The sequence below is a fragment of the Emticicia sp. W12TSBA100-4 genome, from assembly GCF_040253585.1.
Lineage (GTDB): Bacteria > Bacteroidota > Bacteroidia > Cytophagales > Spirosomataceae > Emticicia.
Genome location: NZ_JBELAU010000012.1, coordinates 106881 through 123118 on the forward strand (window position 1 = coordinate 106881; position 16238 = coordinate 123118).

13 protein-coding genes and 2 tRNA genes are annotated in these 16238 nt (G+C 39.6%); 11 read left to right on the forward strand and 4 right to left on the reverse strand.

Annotated elements, in window-relative coordinates; genetic code table 11:
- Nucleotides 1-50: 50 nt before the first annotated feature.
- The 3 genes from ABR854_RS18595 to ABR854_RS18605 all read left to right on the forward strand — a co-directional run bounded on the left by ABR854_RS18595 (nt 51) and on the right by ABR854_RS18605 (nt 3890).
- A complete protein-coding gene (locus ABR854_RS18595; RefSeq protein ID WP_350267349.1) occupies nt 51-1349 on the forward strand; it encodes an MFS transporter in 1299 nt (432 codons plus the stop codon).
- A 119-nt stretch (nt 1350-1468) separates the two neighbouring features.
- The gene (locus tag ABR854_RS18600; protein WP_350267350.1) at nt 1469-2572 is read left to right on the forward strand and encodes a 5-methyltetrahydropteroyltriglutamate--homocysteine S-methyltransferase; all 1104 of its coding nucleotides are present in this window, start codon (nt 1469-1471) and stop codon (nt 2570-2572) included.
- Nucleotides 2573-2774: 202 nt separating this feature from the next.
- A complete protein-coding gene (locus ABR854_RS18605; protein WP_350267351.1) occupies nt 2775-3890 on the forward strand; it encodes an alpha/beta hydrolase in 1116 nt (371 codons plus the stop codon).
- A 143-nt stretch (nt 3891-4033) separates the two neighbouring features.
- Here ABR854_RS18605 and ABR854_RS18610 read toward each other — a convergent pair whose 3' ends face one another.
- A complete protein-coding gene (locus ABR854_RS18610; RefSeq protein ID WP_350267352.1) occupies nt 4034-4912 on the reverse strand; it encodes a helix-turn-helix domain-containing protein in 879 nt (292 codons plus the stop codon).
- Between the two features lie 224 nt (nt 4913-5136).
- Between ABR854_RS18610 and pcaH the strand changes: the two genes are divergently transcribed.
- The 8 genes from pcaH (at nt 5137) to pcaF (ending at nt 13445) form a co-directional block, all read left to right on the forward strand.
- Entirely contained in the window at nt 5137-5844 is a 708-nt protein-coding gene (gene pcaH / locus ABR854_RS18615; RefSeq protein ID WP_350267353.1) for a protocatechuate 3,4-dioxygenase subunit beta, read from the forward strand.
- An 81-nt stretch (nt 5845-5925) separates the two neighbouring features.
- The gene (gene pcaG, locus ABR854_RS18620) at nt 5926-6453 is read left to right on the forward strand and encodes a protocatechuate 3,4-dioxygenase subunit alpha (protein ID WP_350267354.1); all 528 of its coding nucleotides are present in this window, start codon (nt 5926-5928) and stop codon (nt 6451-6453) included.
- 91 nt (nt 6454-6544) lie between these two features.
- On the forward strand, nt 6545-7849 hold the full coding sequence (pcaB, locus tag ABR854_RS18625) for a 3-carboxy-cis,cis-muconate cycloisomerase (RefSeq protein ID WP_350267355.1): 1305 nt from the start codon (nt 6545-6547) through the stop codon (nt 7847-7849).
- 75 nt (nt 7850-7924) lie between these two features.
- Entirely contained in the window at nt 7925-9058 is a 1134-nt protein-coding gene (pcaDC, locus tag ABR854_RS18630) for a bifunctional 3-oxoadipate enol-lactonase/4-carboxymuconolactone decarboxylase PcaDC (RefSeq protein ID WP_350267356.1), read from the forward strand.
- Between the two features lie 15 nt (nt 9059-9073).
- Nucleotides 9074-10264 (forward strand): 4-hydroxybenzoate 3-monooxygenase, encoded by a 1191-nt coding sequence (locus tag ABR854_RS18635; RefSeq protein ID WP_350267357.1) that lies wholly within the window; start codon nt 9074-9076, stop codon nt 10262-10264.
- Between the two features lie 122 nt (nt 10265-10386).
- On the forward strand, nt 10387-10548 hold the full coding sequence (locus ABR854_RS18640) for a four helix bundle protein (protein ID WP_350267358.1): 162 nt from the start codon (nt 10387-10389) through the stop codon (nt 10546-10548).
- Nucleotides 10549-10794: 246 nt separating this feature from the next.
- Entirely contained in the window at nt 10795-12141 is a 1347-nt protein-coding gene (locus tag ABR854_RS18645; protein ID WP_350267359.1) for a 3-oxoacid CoA-transferase, read from the forward strand.
- Between the two features lie 95 nt (nt 12142-12236).
- The gene (pcaF, locus tag ABR854_RS18650; protein ID WP_350267360.1) at nt 12237-13445 is read left to right on the forward strand and encodes a 3-oxoadipyl-CoA thiolase; all 1209 of its coding nucleotides are present in this window, start codon (nt 12237-12239) and stop codon (nt 13443-13445) included.
- 203 nt (nt 13446-13648) lie between these two features.
- On the opposite strand, the gene fusA is transcribed toward pcaF, so the two are convergent.
- The 3 genes from fusA to ABR854_RS18665 form a co-directional block, all read right to left on the reverse strand.
- Nucleotides 13649-15736, reverse strand: a complete 2088-nt coding sequence (gene fusA, locus ABR854_RS18655; protein ID WP_350267361.1) for an elongation factor G — start codon at nt 15734-15736, stop codon at nt 13649-13651.
- Between the two features lie 249 nt (nt 15737-15985).
- Nucleotides 15986-16060 (reverse strand) — tRNA-Val (locus tag ABR854_RS18660).
- Between the two features lie 28 nt (nt 16061-16088).
- Nucleotides 16089-16163 (reverse strand) — tRNA-Val (locus ABR854_RS18665).
- Nucleotides 16164-16238: the final 75 nt, after the last annotated feature.

Here is a 16238-nt window from a genome sequence, read left to right on the forward strand (position 1 = left end):
GTAATTACTTTCTAACTTCCATATATTCAACCTTATATACCTAATAAATAATGATTTTCAACCCTAAAGCTCTCATCGACAAAAATCCGATGACAGGCCTGCAATACTCTACCATTTTCATTTGTTTTCTGATGAATATGCTCGATGGCATGGATGTACTGGTAATTTCATATACCGCTCCCGCCATTGCTAAAGCTTGGGATATTTCTCCGCAGGCTTTAGGTACAGTTTTTAGTGCTGGTTTATTCGGAATGACCATTGGAACGCTTTTTTTAGCTCCTTTTGCCGATAAAATTGGCCGAAAAGCCATTATTCTTATCAGCGGTATTATCATGGGGGTTTGTATTTATCTGACATCCTATGCTACTTCAATTACTGATTTATTGATTTATCGTTTCATAAGCGGACTTGGCATTGGTAGCATGTTGGCCAGTACGGCTTCGCTTGCTTCCGAATATACGCCCAACAAAACTCGTGATTTTTGGGTAAGTTTTGTTATTTCGGGTTATCCGATTGGGGCTGTAGTAGCGGGTTTGGTAGCTGCAAAAGTTATCCCGACTGATGGTTGGCAACAAATGTTTCGTATTGCGGGCATTGCTTCCATGTTTTCTGTGCCATTGATTTTGTTTTTTCTTTCGGAATCAATTGATTTTTATTTACGCACTCAACCCAAAAATGCCCTTGAAAAACTAAATAAGATTCTGACCAAAATGAATATTCAGCCTTTAGAATCTTTGCCAATCATTGAAAAAATCAAATCAAAATTACCAGTTGACCAATTGTTGAAAACCAACTTCAAAAAACCAACGCTTCAACTTTGGGTGGCCTTATTTATGGCTTTTGCTGCTTTGTATTTCTTAACAAGCTGGATTCCAAAACTCGCAAAAGATGCCGGGCTTTCGATGGAATTGGCCATTTATGCAGGAACTGTCTTTAATATCGGGGCATTTTTCGGAATCATCACGCAAGGATATTTCTCAAGTAAATATGGTTTAAAGAAAACATTGGGAGTAATCTTGGTGCTGACTGGCGTTTTGATGGCATCATTCGGACTTTTTGTTGGTTCGGATGTTATCCTGCTTATTTTGGCATTATTGGGTTTTGGTATTCAAGGCGGTTTTGTGGGGCTTTATGCACTTTCGGCAAGATTATATCCAACCGAATTTCGCACAACGGGTGTGGGCTGGGCAATGGGAGCGGGGCGTCTGGGCGGAATTGTAGGTCCAATGATTGGGGGATTATTGATTGGAGCAGGTTTAGGAATCGCTACAAACTTCCTCATTTTTGCCATTCCAGCACTTTTATCGGGCTTGATTACCGCAAAAATAGATTCAAAAGAAATAAGTTAAAAAGAGAGGTAAGTATCCTATTTTATTACTGATAAACAAGTCTATTTCATTGCCGTCTGCTTTGGCTGACGGCAATGAAAAAAAGTTTTTGCATTAAATTTTTTAAATAATTACATAAAATGTCAAATTTCAGAGCCGACCACGTGGGTAGTTTGCTACGCACACCAGCAGTAAAAGAAAATCGTTTAAAGTGGAAAAAAGGAGAAATTTCTGCGGAAGAACTAAGAGCAATTGAAGATGCAGGAATTGCCGAAACCGTAAAACATTTAGAAGCAACAGGTATGAAAGCCATCACCGATGGAGAGTTCCGCCGTGATTATTTTCACCTTGATTTCTTGAAAGAATTGGCAGGTGTAAGCGTAACAGGCGGTATCGAAGCTAACCCAAATGCCAAAGCTGCCGAAGATGGTTTTACACCACCAGTGTTGAGTGTAACAGGCAAGCTCAAGCACGTGAAAGACATTCAAGTAGCCGATTTTAATTACCTAAAAACGGTTGTTTCGCAAACACCCAAAGTTTCGATTCCTTCACCAACCATGATTCACTTCCGTGGTGGACGAAAATCAATAGATATTAATTCGTACCCCGATATGGATGAGTTCTTTGCCGATTTAGCAGCTGCTTATCGTGAAGAAATCGCACATTTATACGATGCTGGTTTGCGTTATTTGCAGCTTGATGATACCAATTTGGCGTATCTCTGCGATCCTAAAATGCGTGCAGCTGCTCAAGCAAGAGGCGAAGACCCGAACGAACTACCTCGCACATATGCAGCTCTTATCAACTCGGTTATTGATAATCGCCCAGCCGATTTGACGGTGGGTATTCACCTTTGCCGTGGAAATTACCGCAGTACGTGGTTTGCCGAAGGTGGTTATGAGCCAGTAGCTGAAATTCTTTTCAATTCGATAAATGTTGACCGTTATTTGCTCGAATACGACGATGAGCGTTCGGGTGACTTTGCTCCGCTTCGTTTTGTGCCAAATAACAAAAAAGTAGTTTTGGGAATCATTTCATCGAAAAAACGTGAACTCGAAAACATTGACGACCTCTGTAAACGCATCGATGAAGCGGCTCAATATGCCCCACTCGAAAACCTTTGTGTGAGTCCACAATGTGGATTTTCGTCAACCCATCACGGTAATGACATGAGTCACGACGACCAATGGCGTAAACTTGATTTGACAGTAAATACAGCCCTAAAAGTTTGGGGAGAAGCATAAAATTGTGGGTCGAACCGAGCGTCGGTCACTTCCCAGTTCGACCGAAGTAAAAAAGTAAACACAATTTTTTAATATAAAGCCTTTAAGTACCAACCTATTATTTTAAAAATTGCTCTATCCCCAATCTCCTTCTTTTCGGAGGAGGAGATATGGGGATAAAATTTTCCTCTTTTGTTGAGCTTGATTCAAACTACCTACAAATATGAAAAAAGTCTTAATTCTATTATTTATCACGCAGGCAGTTTTCTCCCAAAATGCCTCCAAAATTGATACAGGCAGCATCAATGGAGCGAAATATCGGATTCTTTTTCCCGAAAACTGGAAAGGAAAATTGGTGATGTATGCACACGGCTATGAATTTATGGGGTCGAAGCCTGCACAAAGTCAGAACCCTGATTTTCCAAAGCGAATGACACCTTTTTTGGAAAGAGGGTTTGCCGTGGCGGCTTCTGATTATGCGTTTCAAGGTTTGGCTTTGGCACAAGGAGTTGATGATACAGAAGCGTTGCGACAATACTTTGTAAAAAAATATGGTCAGCCAGATTCTACATTCATGACTGGACATTCGATGGGTGGGGGTATAACGCTGGCTACGCTCGAAAACTACGGACAAAATTACAACGGAGGCTTTCCGATGTGTCCGCTGGCAGGGCGAATTTATCTGCAAACTCGTAAGGAATTCGATTTATTTGCTACTTTTAATGGGCTTTTTCCTGGTATCGCTACTTCTCTGCATGATATTTTTGATATGTCGAAGCTAAAAGAGCCAATTTCTATGCAGGCGGGTTTTCGTAAAGCCGTTTTGATGAAAAAAGCAATTTATGCTAAAGACTCCTTACTCGCCGTTGAGTTTGCCAAGCATTTTGATTTAAAACCTGATGATTTAGCTTTTTCTTTAGTTTTTGGAGAAGGGGTTTTGCGTGATATTGCTCAGAAAGCAGGTGGAAATCCTTATGACAATACCAATACGGTTTATGGTAGATTTCCTAATAGTCTTTTGGTGAATCAAAAAGCCGAAAGGCTGGCGGCAACGGTTAGTCAGAATACGTTATTTGATAAATATGACCGAACAGGTATCATTGATAAACCAACGTTGGCTTTACATACGATTTACGACCAACTGATTCCTGCCGATATGGCCATTGTGAGCTACGAAAATTTGCTTCAAAAACAGGGGAAACAACAATATTTTAGCGTAAAATACACAAATGGGCAAGGCCATTGTAACTTTACTAACGAACAAACAGGTAAAGCTTTTGATGAACTGAGAAATTGGGTAAAAACTGGTCAAAAGGCAAAAGCAGGTTTTATGGAGTAAAAGCTCTTTGAATGTTAAAATTTTTGTAATCTCTGAATATTCGTAATCGCAACGGCGAACCGTTCGTCATTCAACATTCGTAATTTCTAAAACACTTACATAAATTTCTACTTAGAAAATGGCGGCTTCGGTCGCCTTTTTTATTATATTTTCTTAAACTCACTTGGTGAAACTCCCGTTTGTTTCTTGAAAAGTCGAGTAAAATAAGCTGGGTCTTTGAAATTAAGTAGATAAGAAACCTCCGAAATCGAATAATTTGTATTGAGTAAATACTTTTTCGCTTCGGCAATCAGATAATCCTGCACAATTTGTAAGGCCGATTTCTGAACCAAAGTATTACAGATTCGGTTGAGATGCACGGTTGTGATATTCAATTCTTTGGCGTATTCGCTGATGGGTTTTGTTTCTTGTATAGTACGCTTGATATGTTTTTGAAACGCCTGAAAATACATCAAAGTACGGTTATCAGAAGCTGAAATGGTGTTTTTAAGGGAAAAACTAAAACGATAGATACTGATAAAAAATAATTGAAATAACGACTGAACTACGGTTTGTTTTTCGAGATTTTCTTCATATAATTCTTTTAAAATCAGACTTTTAGAATTTTTTATTTGTTCAAAAATACTCGGGTCATTATCAAACTGGAGATACTTCAAATGATTGAATTCGAGTAGAATTTTGGGCGAATTTTTGAAAAGCGTTTCCAGAAAATTTTCCGAGAAAGTTAACACTTCACCAACGATGCTTGGCTCAAAAGCAAAACCATGTAGGGTATTGGTCGGAATCAAAATCAAACAAGGGCCTTCGATAGCAACTTCATTTTGCTCCGAAATCAAAACCCCACTTCCCGACTCAATCATAAAAATCTGACATAAATCGGTATGCAGATGTTCGTTGATTTCCCAATCATACATTTTGCTTCGTACTTCGAGCGACTCATGATGAATAAAATCAGGCAAAAGCGGATAATGGTTATCGCCATAAAGACCTTTAAAATTGATAATCTGCTTAGAATTACTCATGTTTAATTTTTACAATTATTATTTCATTGATTTATGCCATTTTCTATCATAAGTTCTTTTTAATCAATATTTTATTTCATAAATATACTATAATTATTGAATTTTATAAAATACTATGTTTAAATTGTACAAGTCTTATTTTGATTAATCCAAGATTAAGTTTGATAATTAGAATACTTTTGTAGGGTAAAAATGGCTATTCAATACCTCTAATTCTCAACCAAATGAGCAATATCATTTATAATCAATTCGACCGTGAAGTACATCCGCCGTACTTAGCTCCTGAATACAAATCAACAATTCTGCGAGCTCCAACCAAACCTTTAGTTATTTTGAAACAATCGCTTTCTGAACTCACAGGTCCAGTTTTTGGAGATTTCAATTTAGGAGAATTCGACCATGACCTTACTAAAAATTCTATAAAAAATGGTGAGCCTTTGGGTGAAAGAATCGTGGTTCACGGCAAGGTAATGAATGAAAATGGACAGCCAATCCCAAACACTTTGATTGAAATTTGGCAAGCTAACTCATGCGGTCGTTACGTACACAAAGTTGACCAACACGATGCCCCACTCGACCCGAATTTCTTAGGTGCAGGGCGTTGCATGACCGATAAAGATGGGAATTATAAGTTTTATACTATCAAACCTGGGGCATATCCGTGGGGAAATCACTACAACGCTTGGCGTCCGAATCACATACATTTTTCGTTGTTTGGGGCAAATATTACCAATCGTTTGGTTACACAAATGTATTTCCCTGGCGACCCGCTCTTGCAGCATGACCCGATTTTCTTGGGTGTTCCACCAAAAGGCCGTGAATTATTAATCTCAAAATTCGATTTAGATGCCACCGAGCCAAACTTTGCTCTCGGCTACCGCTTCGATTTTGTATTAAGAGGCCACAATGCAACACCTTTTGAAAATTTATAATAATAAATGACGTAATACGAAGTATATAAAATTCGTAAATCGTCATCGCACGGGCGACCCCGTCGTAAATCGTAAATCAAAATGAAACAAACTCCCTCTCAAACAGTAGGCCCATACTTTGCTTATGGACTTACACCTGAGCAATATTTATATGATTTCAGGCAATTGGTTGGTAATCAGATGGTTAGCCCAATCGAACACAGCGAAGCTATCACCATTACAGGAAAGGTTTTCGATGGAAATGGCGATGTGATTCCTGATGCAATGATTGAAATCTGGCAAAATGATGGTGAAAATCAACTTTTCGGGCGTTTCGGTACGGGAACTGATGCTCAGAATCGCTTTATTTTTAGCACAATTAAGCCAACATCGCTTGCTGGACAAGCTCCGTATCTTTCAGTAATTGTTTTTATGCGTGGGCAGCTTATTCATTCTTACACTCGCATTTATTTTTCTGACGAGGCTCAACTTAATGCAATTGACAAAGTGTTAAATGCTGTTCCTGCCGATAGAAAAAATACATTAATTGCCGAGAAACAAGGCGAAAAGGTATATGAATTCAACATCAATATGCAGGGCGATAACGAAACTGTGTTTTTTGAAATATAATTTGAATGACGAATTTTTCGAATGACGAAGTAGGAATTTCTTACTTATCATTTTTAACTCGTAATTCGTCATTCATAATTCGTCATTAAAAATGTCTTTATACTCAGAATATTTTTATTCCAAAGCCATCAACGGGCTGTTTTCTGATAAGCAGACAATTGCTCAAATGCTGCGTTTTGAGGGAGCTTTGGCAGTTGCTCAAGCCGAAAATGGTATTATTCCGCCCCAAGCTGCCCAAATCATCGAAAGTTGCTGTCAGGCAGACTTTATAGATATTGATAAACTCAAATCAGAGATAAAATTGGGTGGAAATGCTGCTATTCCTTTGGTGAAGCAATTGACCCGAATTGTTAAAAATAATGATGTTGAGGCATCGAAATACGTACATTTAGGGGCAACCAGCCAAGATGTGGTAGATACCGCAACGGTTTTGCAGATGCAAGAATATTGGTATTGGTTGAACGATAAATTGGCTGAATTATCGAATTTATTAGTAGAAATTACAAAAAAACACCGTAGTACATTGATGATTGGTAGGACGCTTCTTCAACAAGCCCGCCCAATTACATTCGGACTTAAAACTTCGGGATGGCTGCAAAGCATTGAGAGAAGCAAAGAGCGAATGAGAAGTACACAAAAACGTGTTTTGGTCATTCAGCTGGGAGGAGCAGTTGGTAGTGGAAATGCAAATTTATCGAAGGAAGTTCAACAAAGCTTGTCCGATATTTTAGATTTGAAACCATCTTTTTCTTGGCAAGCAAACCGTGATAATTTGGTTGAAGCGGCATCAGTTTTTGGAATCTTGAATCAATCGCTCGGAAAAATTGCCAAAGATGTATCACTGATGATGCAAACCGAAGTTGGTGAAGTATTTGAAGGTGCAGGCGAGGGCAAGGGCGGTTCGAGTACGATGCCACATAAGCGAAACCCTGTTACCTGTGCTGCTATATTAGCCAATGCCAACCGAATTCCCCATTTGGTAGCTACGTTACTGGCTTCGATGCCTCAAGAGCATGAACGTTCGGCAGGGCTATGGCATTCTGAATGGGAAGTTCTGACTGAAATAATGCTACTCACCGCAGGAAGTATTGAAAAAGCCATCGAATTGATTTCGGGTTTAGAAGTGGATGAAAAAAGAATGCTTCAAAACCTTGAATTGACTAAAGGGTTGATTTATGCAGAAAATGCCTCGCTTGCACTGGCCACAAAAATAGGTAAAATAAACGCCCACGAATTAGTCGAAAAGGCCTGTAAATCAGCTATTTCTCAACAAAAGCATTTAAAAGAAGTGTTGGAAGAAATGAAAGTTGATTTACCAAGTTTAGAACAACTATTCAAAGCCGAGAACTCGATTGGAAATAGTTTGGAGATAATAGATGAGATTTTGAAAAAATGACGAATGACGATTTACGAATTTCGAATGGTACATTATTCGTAAATCATCATTCAAAAATCGTAATTTTAAAATACTATGAACTATAAAATACAAGGTACACCAAATAGCCCAGTACTGATTTTTTCTAACTCTTTGGGTTCGGAAATGATGATGTGGGAAGAGCTGATTCCATATCTGCTACCATATTTCAGAGTATTACAATACGATACTCGTGGGCATGGTGGCTCAAAAAACAATATTAGCAAAGAAGGTTATACAATCGAACTTTTAGGTAAGGATATTATCCATTTGATGGATGAACTAAACATCGAAACTGCCTATTATTGTGGCCTTTCGATGGGAGGTTTGATAGGACAATATCTTGGTATAAATCACCCAAATCGCTTCAAAAAGATAGTTTTAAGCAACACAGGTGCAAAAATCGGAAATGATGAACGTTGGAATGGTAGAATCGAAACCATTGCAAAGAATGGAATGCAGGCAATTGTTGATGACACAATGGAGCGTTGGTTTACCGAAGATTTCAGAAAGCAAAAACCACAAAAAGTAGCCGAAACTTATGCTATGTTTTTACGAAGCGATGTACAGGGTTATTCAAATTGTTGCTGTGCCATTCGAGATGCAGATTTTAGAAGTCAACTACAAAATCTGAGGGTTGAAACTTTGGTAATCACGGGCGATGAAGACCCCGTCACGAATGTCGAGCAGGCAGAGTTTTTGGTTGTCAATATTCCAAATGCTCAATTAAAGGTTCTTCGTGCTCGCCACTTAGCCGCCACCGAACTTCCGAAAGAATACGCCCAAGTTTTAATAGATTTTTTCGTAGGTGAAGCCACTTTTGATAAAGGAATGCACGTCCGCCGAACGGTTTTAGGTAATGCCCACGTTGACCGTGCGAATAGCAAAATAAATGAGTTTAATACTGATTTTCAGTCGTTTATTACAAATTATGCGTGGGGTGAAGTTTGGACTCGTCCAAATCTTTCTAAACATAATAGAAGTCTGATTACAATGGCAATGCTGATTGCTTTAAACCGCCAAACTGAGTTTAAAATGCACGTCAGAGCCGCTTTTAATAATGGTGTAACGGTGGCCGAAATTAAAGAAGTAATCATGCAATCGGCTTTGTATTGTGGCCTGCCAGCTGCCAACGAAGCCATTCATGCAGCCGAAGAAGTATTTAAAGAATTAGGAGTCAACATTTTATAAACAGAACAATTCAGAATGAAAACAATAAAAACCCAAGTTGGAATTATCGGGGCTGGCCCTGCTGGACTTACGTTGGCTAATTGGCTCAAACAACAAGGCATTTCGTCGGTTATTATTGAGCATCGTAGTCAAGAATATGTGCAAGCACGTGTACGTGCAGGTTTGTTAGAGCAAAATACGGTCGATATTCTTAAAAACTTAGGTTTGGCCGATAGATTGGTTAAAGAAGGACAAGAACACCACGGAGTGTATTTAAACTTTGATGGAAAACGTATTCGTGTGCCTTTCGGCAAATTAACCAATGGGCGTAACATTACCATTTACGGTCAGCAAGAAGTAGTAAAAGACCTTACTGAGGCTTGGGTAAATGGTGGTGAAACATTGCTTTTTGAAGCCCCCGCTCTTGAATTGGATGGTCTCGAAACCAGTAGCCCGAAAATTCATTTTGAACATGAGGGAGAAAAAGGCATTATTGAATGCGATTTTATTGCCGCTTGCGATGGTTTTCATGGTTTAGGCCGTAAGTCAATGCCAAAAGATGCTTATAAAGAATACACAATTACGTATCCATTTAGTTGGTTGGGTATTTTGGCTCATGTTGCACCATCTTCCGAAGAATTGATTTATGCTTACCACGAGCGTGGTTTTGCCTTGCATAGTTTGCGTTCAGAAAAAGTAAGCCGCCTTTACATTCAAGTTGACAACGACGACCACGTAGATAATTGGACAGATGAGCAAATTTGGGAAGAACTCTCGATTAGATTAGGTACAGAAGGTTGGAAACTCAATTCTGGTCCGATTTTCGAAAAGAGTATCACGCCCATGCGTAGTTATTTTATTGATAATATGCAGCACGGACGATTGTTTTTAGCAGGTGATGCCGCTCATATTGTACCTCCAACGGGTGGGAAAGGCCTAAATTTAGCAGTAGCCGATGTAAAACATTTGGTAGATGGCTTTACTGATTTTTACAAGAATAATTCGATGAAGGCATTGGATAATTATTCAGAAATCGCCCTGAAACGTATTTGGAGAGCCCAAGATTTCTCTAATTTCATGACCACATTGTTTCATAAACAATACGAACACGGTTCTTTTCAATATCAATTACAAAAAGCTAAATTTGATTATATTTCATTATCTGAAGCTTACGCCACAACGCTTGCAGAAAACTATGTTGGTTTGCCGTTTGAGGCGTTTGGATAGAAAAATGAAAATGACGAGTTACGAATAACGAAGTACGAATATTTAATGGTAGCAACTATGATTTCAGATTTGAAAGAAAGATATAAAAATGGGCGGTTTCAATTGTTTTACTCACAAGAAAATTGCCTTTTGAGCCAGAATTTAAGGCTTGTAGAAATCAAATGGTTCGTTCTGCACCATCTGTTGCCGCAAACTATCGTGCTGCATGTAGAGGGAAATCTAATCCAGACTTTATTAATAAACTTAAGATTGTTGAAGAAGAATTAGATGAAACTATGTTTTAGATTGAATTCATTATTGAGTTATTGCCAAATTTAAAATCAGAATTTGAATCATCGTATAGAGAAGCAAATGAGTTACTTTCTATAACCGTTGCATCAATAAAAACAGCAAGAAATAATCAAAAATAATAATTGAATGAAGAGGTATTTATTAGAAAGTTTTTAATGGTCAGAATTTCATATTCATATTTTATAATTTGACATTAAAAATATTCGTACCTCGTCATTCGAAACTCGTAATTCGACAATATGAAACAAGTACCGATAATAGATTTACACACTGCTGCTTCAATGGTTAAGGATGGCGATGTTTTGCTACAAGGTGGCTTTGGCATGACAGGAAACCCTGTACACTTGATGCACGCTTTGGCCGAAACAGGCACCAAGAACCTAACTTTTATAGGAAATAACACGGGAGAACCAGGTTTGGGTGGCGATAGACTTTTGGCAAACGGACAACTCAAGAAGGTAATAGGCTCTTTCTTTACCTCAAATCCGAATGCAGTAAAAGCCGTGCAAGCAGGTTTAGTTGAAGCCGAACTTTTACCACAAGGAACGTTGGCCGAAGCCATTCGTGCGGGCGGTGCAGGTATCGGAGGTTTTTATACACCTACCTCCGCAGGAACAAAAATTGCTGAAGGCCGAGAAACCAAAGTAATTGATGGCGTAGAGCAAGTTTTTATCAAAGGAATTAGAGGAAATGTGGCGTTTATTCGTGCTTGGCGTGCTGATACCGCAGGAAATCTACAATACCGAATGACAGAAAATAACTTTAATAAAGCGATGGCTACCGCTGCTGATTTGGTTATTGCTGAGGTGGAAGAAATCGTTCCCGTAGGTGAAATTGCCCCCGAAAATGTGCATACGCAAGGTTGTTTCGTAGATTATTTGGTACAAGCCACCCTTACGCTCGAAGATTTAGGTACATCGGCATCGGTTTCGTCTTCGAAGAAAGTGGATGAAGTGAGAATGAATATGGCAAAACGTGCCTTGGCCGAACTAAAAAAAGGTGATGTAGTAAATCTCGGCATCGGTATTCCGACTTTAGTAGCCGATTTAATCACTGAAGAACATGGAATTATTCTCCACACCGAAAATGGAATGTTGGGTGTAGGCCCAGTACCAACTGATGGTGGTGGAGCAATGAATTACCCAGTAAATGCAGGAAAAATTCCCGTAACGCCCTTGCAAGGAAGTAGCTATTTTGATAGTGCCGAATCGTTTGCCATGATTCGTGGTGGACATATCGACGTAGCCATCATGGGAGGTTTAGAATGTGATGAAGCCGCAAATCTCGCCAATTGGGCAGTACCAGGAAAACCACTTTTAGGCGTAGGTGGTGCAATGGATTTAGCCAAAGGAGCAAAAAGGCTCATTATTACCATGACACACACAAATTCTGACGGCTCTCCTAAAATCGTTCCGTCATGTGTCTTGCCATTGACTGCTTCTGGAGTAGTAAGTATGATTATCACTGATTTGGCGGTTTTTGCATATCCAGCAGGTAAACTTACGCTTATCGGACTCATGCCAAATGTTACTTTAGAAGAAATAAAAGCCAAAACAAGTGCTAATTTTGACATAAAACTATCATAAAAATGGCACGCTGATAACGCAGATACTATCGTAACGCTGATAAGTACGGATTTCAAAATTAGCGTTGTTTTCAGCGTGCCAAAAGTTATCGAATAATGAAAGAATCATATATAATAGATGCCATCCGCACACCAATTGGAAGTTTTGGTGGCAGTTTATCGCCAGTGCGTGCCGATGATTTGGCAGCTTTACCAATAAAAGAATTAATTAAAAGAAACCCCAATATTCCGCTCGATGCAATCGAAGATGTGATTTTGGGTTGCCACAACCAAGCTGGTGAAGATAACCGAAATGTGGCTCGAATGGCCTTGCTTTTGGCTGGTTTACCTTATACCGTTCCAGGTGAAACCGTCAATCGTTTGTGTTCTTCGGGAATGTCGGCCGTTATCCATGCTAATCGTGCAATCAAAGCAGGTGATGGCGAAGTTTTTATTGCGGGAGGAATGGAACACATGACTCGTGGACCAATGGTGATGAGTAAATCTTCAAAACCATTTGGGGGCGATGTGCAGCTTTTTGACTCAAGTTTTGGCTGGCGTTTTGTCAATCCGCAAATGCACAAAATGTATGGAACTGATGCGATGGGTGTAACGGCCGAAAACTTAGCCGAAATGTATAATATCAGCCGTGATGACCAAGATTTATTTGCACTCCGTTCTCAACAAAAAGCTTTCGCAGCACAACAAAATGGCATTTTAGCTGAAGAAATCGTAGGTGTTGAATTGACCGATAGAAAAGGAAATATTACAGTTTTTGATAAAGATGAATTTATCAAAGGAAGCTCAACTTTAGAGGGTTTAGCAAAGCTGAAAGCATCTTTCAAAAAAGAAAATGGTACTGTTACCGCAGGAAATGCTTCTGGTTTGAACGATGGTGCCGCTGCCATGTATATTGCTTCAGAAAATGCCGTAAAAAGCTATAATCTTACACCAAAAGCAAGAATTGTATCTTCGGCGGTGGTAGGAGTAGAGCCACGCATTATGGGAATTGGGCCAGTAGGAGCAACGCAGAAAGCTCTCCAAAAAGCAGGTCTTACTTTAAATGACATGGACGTAATCGAGTTCAATGAAGCATTTGCTGCACAATGTTTGGCAGTTTCAAGAAATCTTGGTTTAGCTGATGATGATGCACGTATTAATCCAAACGGTGGAGCGATAGCTCTTGGTCATCCACTCGGAATGTCAGGTACTCGTATCATTCAAGCGGCTGTAAATCAGCTTGTTAGAACAAAGAAGCGTTATGCTTTGGCCTCTATGTGTGTAGGTGTGGGCATGGGTTATGCCGTGATTGTGGAAAGAGTTTAGAGAAAGAATATTGACTACGGATTTGTTTGTTTATATAGCAGTGACAAACTATCAAAAATCAATAATTTTCAATCGTTAATCTTCAATTTTCTTAATTAATAACATAGAGTGTAGCGACGTATCGCATACGCCCAGCTATCCAACAAAAAATCCCCTGTTATCGCTAACAGAGGATTTTTTTATGATTAAACTTCAACCAGGAATTAAGCGTTTTTCTTAGCAATTCCGTCAGCGATGTTTTGAGGTACGATTTCGTAGTGGTCAAACGTCAAGTTAGCCGTTGCACGACCAGATGACATTGTACGAAGGTCAGTTACATAACCGAACAATTCTGACAAAGGCACATCAGCTTTGATTACTTGTGAACCTGCTTTTGTATCCATACCTTTCATCATACCACGACGACGGTTTAAGTCACCAGTGATAGGACCTGTATATTCGTCTGGAGTGATTACCTCAACTGCCATGATTGGCTCAAGAATTTTCGGACCAGCTTGACGAGCAGCTTCTTTGAAACCTAAACGTCCAGCCATCTCGAATGACAATGAATCAGAGTCAACGTCGTGGTAAGAACCGTGGAACAAACGAACTTTCATTGAGTCAACTGGGAAACCAGCCAATGGTCCATTTACCATTGCAGACTCAAATCCTTTTTGAATAGCAGGGATAAATTCACGAGGGATAACACCACCTACGATTTCGTTTACGAACTCCAAACCTGGTTTTCCATCTGCACGTGGGCTGATTTCAAATACGATGTCAGCAAATTTACCACGACCACCCGATTGTTTTTTGTAAACCTCACGGTGTTCGAATGATTTTGTTAACGTCTCTTTGTAAGCTACCTGCGGAGCACCTTGGTTTACTTCTACCTTAAACTCACGACGCATACGGTCGATGATGATTTCAAGGTGAAGCTCACCCATACCACGGATGATAGTCTGACCTGTTTCTTCGTTCGACTCAACTGTAAGCGTTGGGTCTTCTTCGATAAGCTTAGTGATAGCTTTCGAGAAGTTATCTTGGTCAGCTGTTTTCTTAGGCTCAATTGCATACCCGATAACTGGGTCAGGGAATACCATTGATTCAAGAACGATTGGGTTTTTCTCATCAGTCAAAGTATCACCAGTTTTGATGTCTTTGAAACCTACAACCGCACCGATATCACCAGCACCCAATCTTGGAATTGAGTTTTGCTTGTTAGCGTGCATTTGGAAGATACGAGAGATACGCTCTTTATTTCCAGAACGGTTGTTCAAGATATAAGAACCTGCATCCAAACCACCTGAGTAAGCACGGATAAAGCACAAACGACCAACGTAAGGGTCAGTTGCGATTTTAAACGCCAACGCTGCAAATGGCTCATCTTCTGATGGACGACGAGTAATTTCTGCACCTGTATTAGGGTCAGTACCAACAATCGCTTTTTTGTCCAATGGAGAAGGCAATAAAGCCATCACAAGGTCAAGCATTGTTTGTACACCTTTGTTTTTGAATGAAGAACCGCAAAGCATCGGAACGATTTTCATTGCGATAGTTGCTTCACGAAGAGCAGCCAAGATTTCATCTTCAGTGATTGACTCTGGGTCTTCGAAGTATTTCTCCATCAAAGTTTCGTCAAACTCAGCTACTGCTTCTAATAATTTCTCACGATATTCTGTTGCTTCTTCCAACATATCGTCTGGAATTGGCACTACTTGGTAGGTCATACCTTTGTCTGACTCATTCCAAATCATACCACGGAAGTTGATTAAGTCAACAACACCTTTGAAGTTATCTTCCGAACCGATTGGTAATTGCAATGGCACAGCGTAGCTACCCAACATTTCTTTTACTTGCTTACACACGTTCAAGAAGTCAGCACCAGAGCGGTCCATTTTATTTACGAAGCCCAAACGAGCAACGTTATAGTTATTAGCTAAACGCCAGTTAGTTTCAGATTGAGGCTCAACACCATCAACCGCACTAAACAAAAATACAAGACCATCTAATACACGTAAAGAACGGTTTACTTCCACAGTAAAGTCAACGTGACCTGGGGTATCAATGATGTTGATATGGTATTTATCGCCACGGTAGTCCCAGTTTACAGTTGTCGCTGCCGAAGTGATAGTGATACCTCTTTCTTGTTCTTGCTCCATCCAGTCCATCGTTGCTGCACCATCGTGTACCTCACCGATTTTGTGACTAACGCCCGCATAGTAAAGGATACGCTCAGTGGTAGTGGTTTTACCCGCATCAATGTGGGCAGCAATACCGATATTTCTTGTGAATTTTAAATCGCGTGCCATTTTTTTGTTTTAAATTATTTTTTGATTTGTAAGTCTCTTGTAATGAAGTGCTTATGTTATGTACAAAAATCACTCCTTTTCAAATTAGGGTGCAAAGGTAGGAGTTTTTTTTGGTTAAATCATTAGTTTTCTCTAAAAATATTCGTAAAGAAGCCCGATTTCAAACTAAAATAGGTGGAGTAGCCGAAAAGGTAAGTTCAGATAGTAAAAACAGCAACAAAAAAAGCCTCAACGAAAGTTGAGGCTTTGTGGGAATTACTGGGTTCGAACCAGTGACCCCCTGCTTGTAAGGCAGGTGCTCTGAACCAGCTGAGCTAAACTCCCATGACATATTGTACTGTTTTGAAAAGAGTGGGAGTTACTGGGTTCGAACCAGTGACCCCCTGCTTGTAAGGCAGGTGCTCTGAACCAGCTGAGCTAAACTCCCTTTTCGCAAACAAACTACTTTTCTGTTTGGGACTGCAAAGATGCACGTCTGTTTTTTTATTTCCAAATATTCATC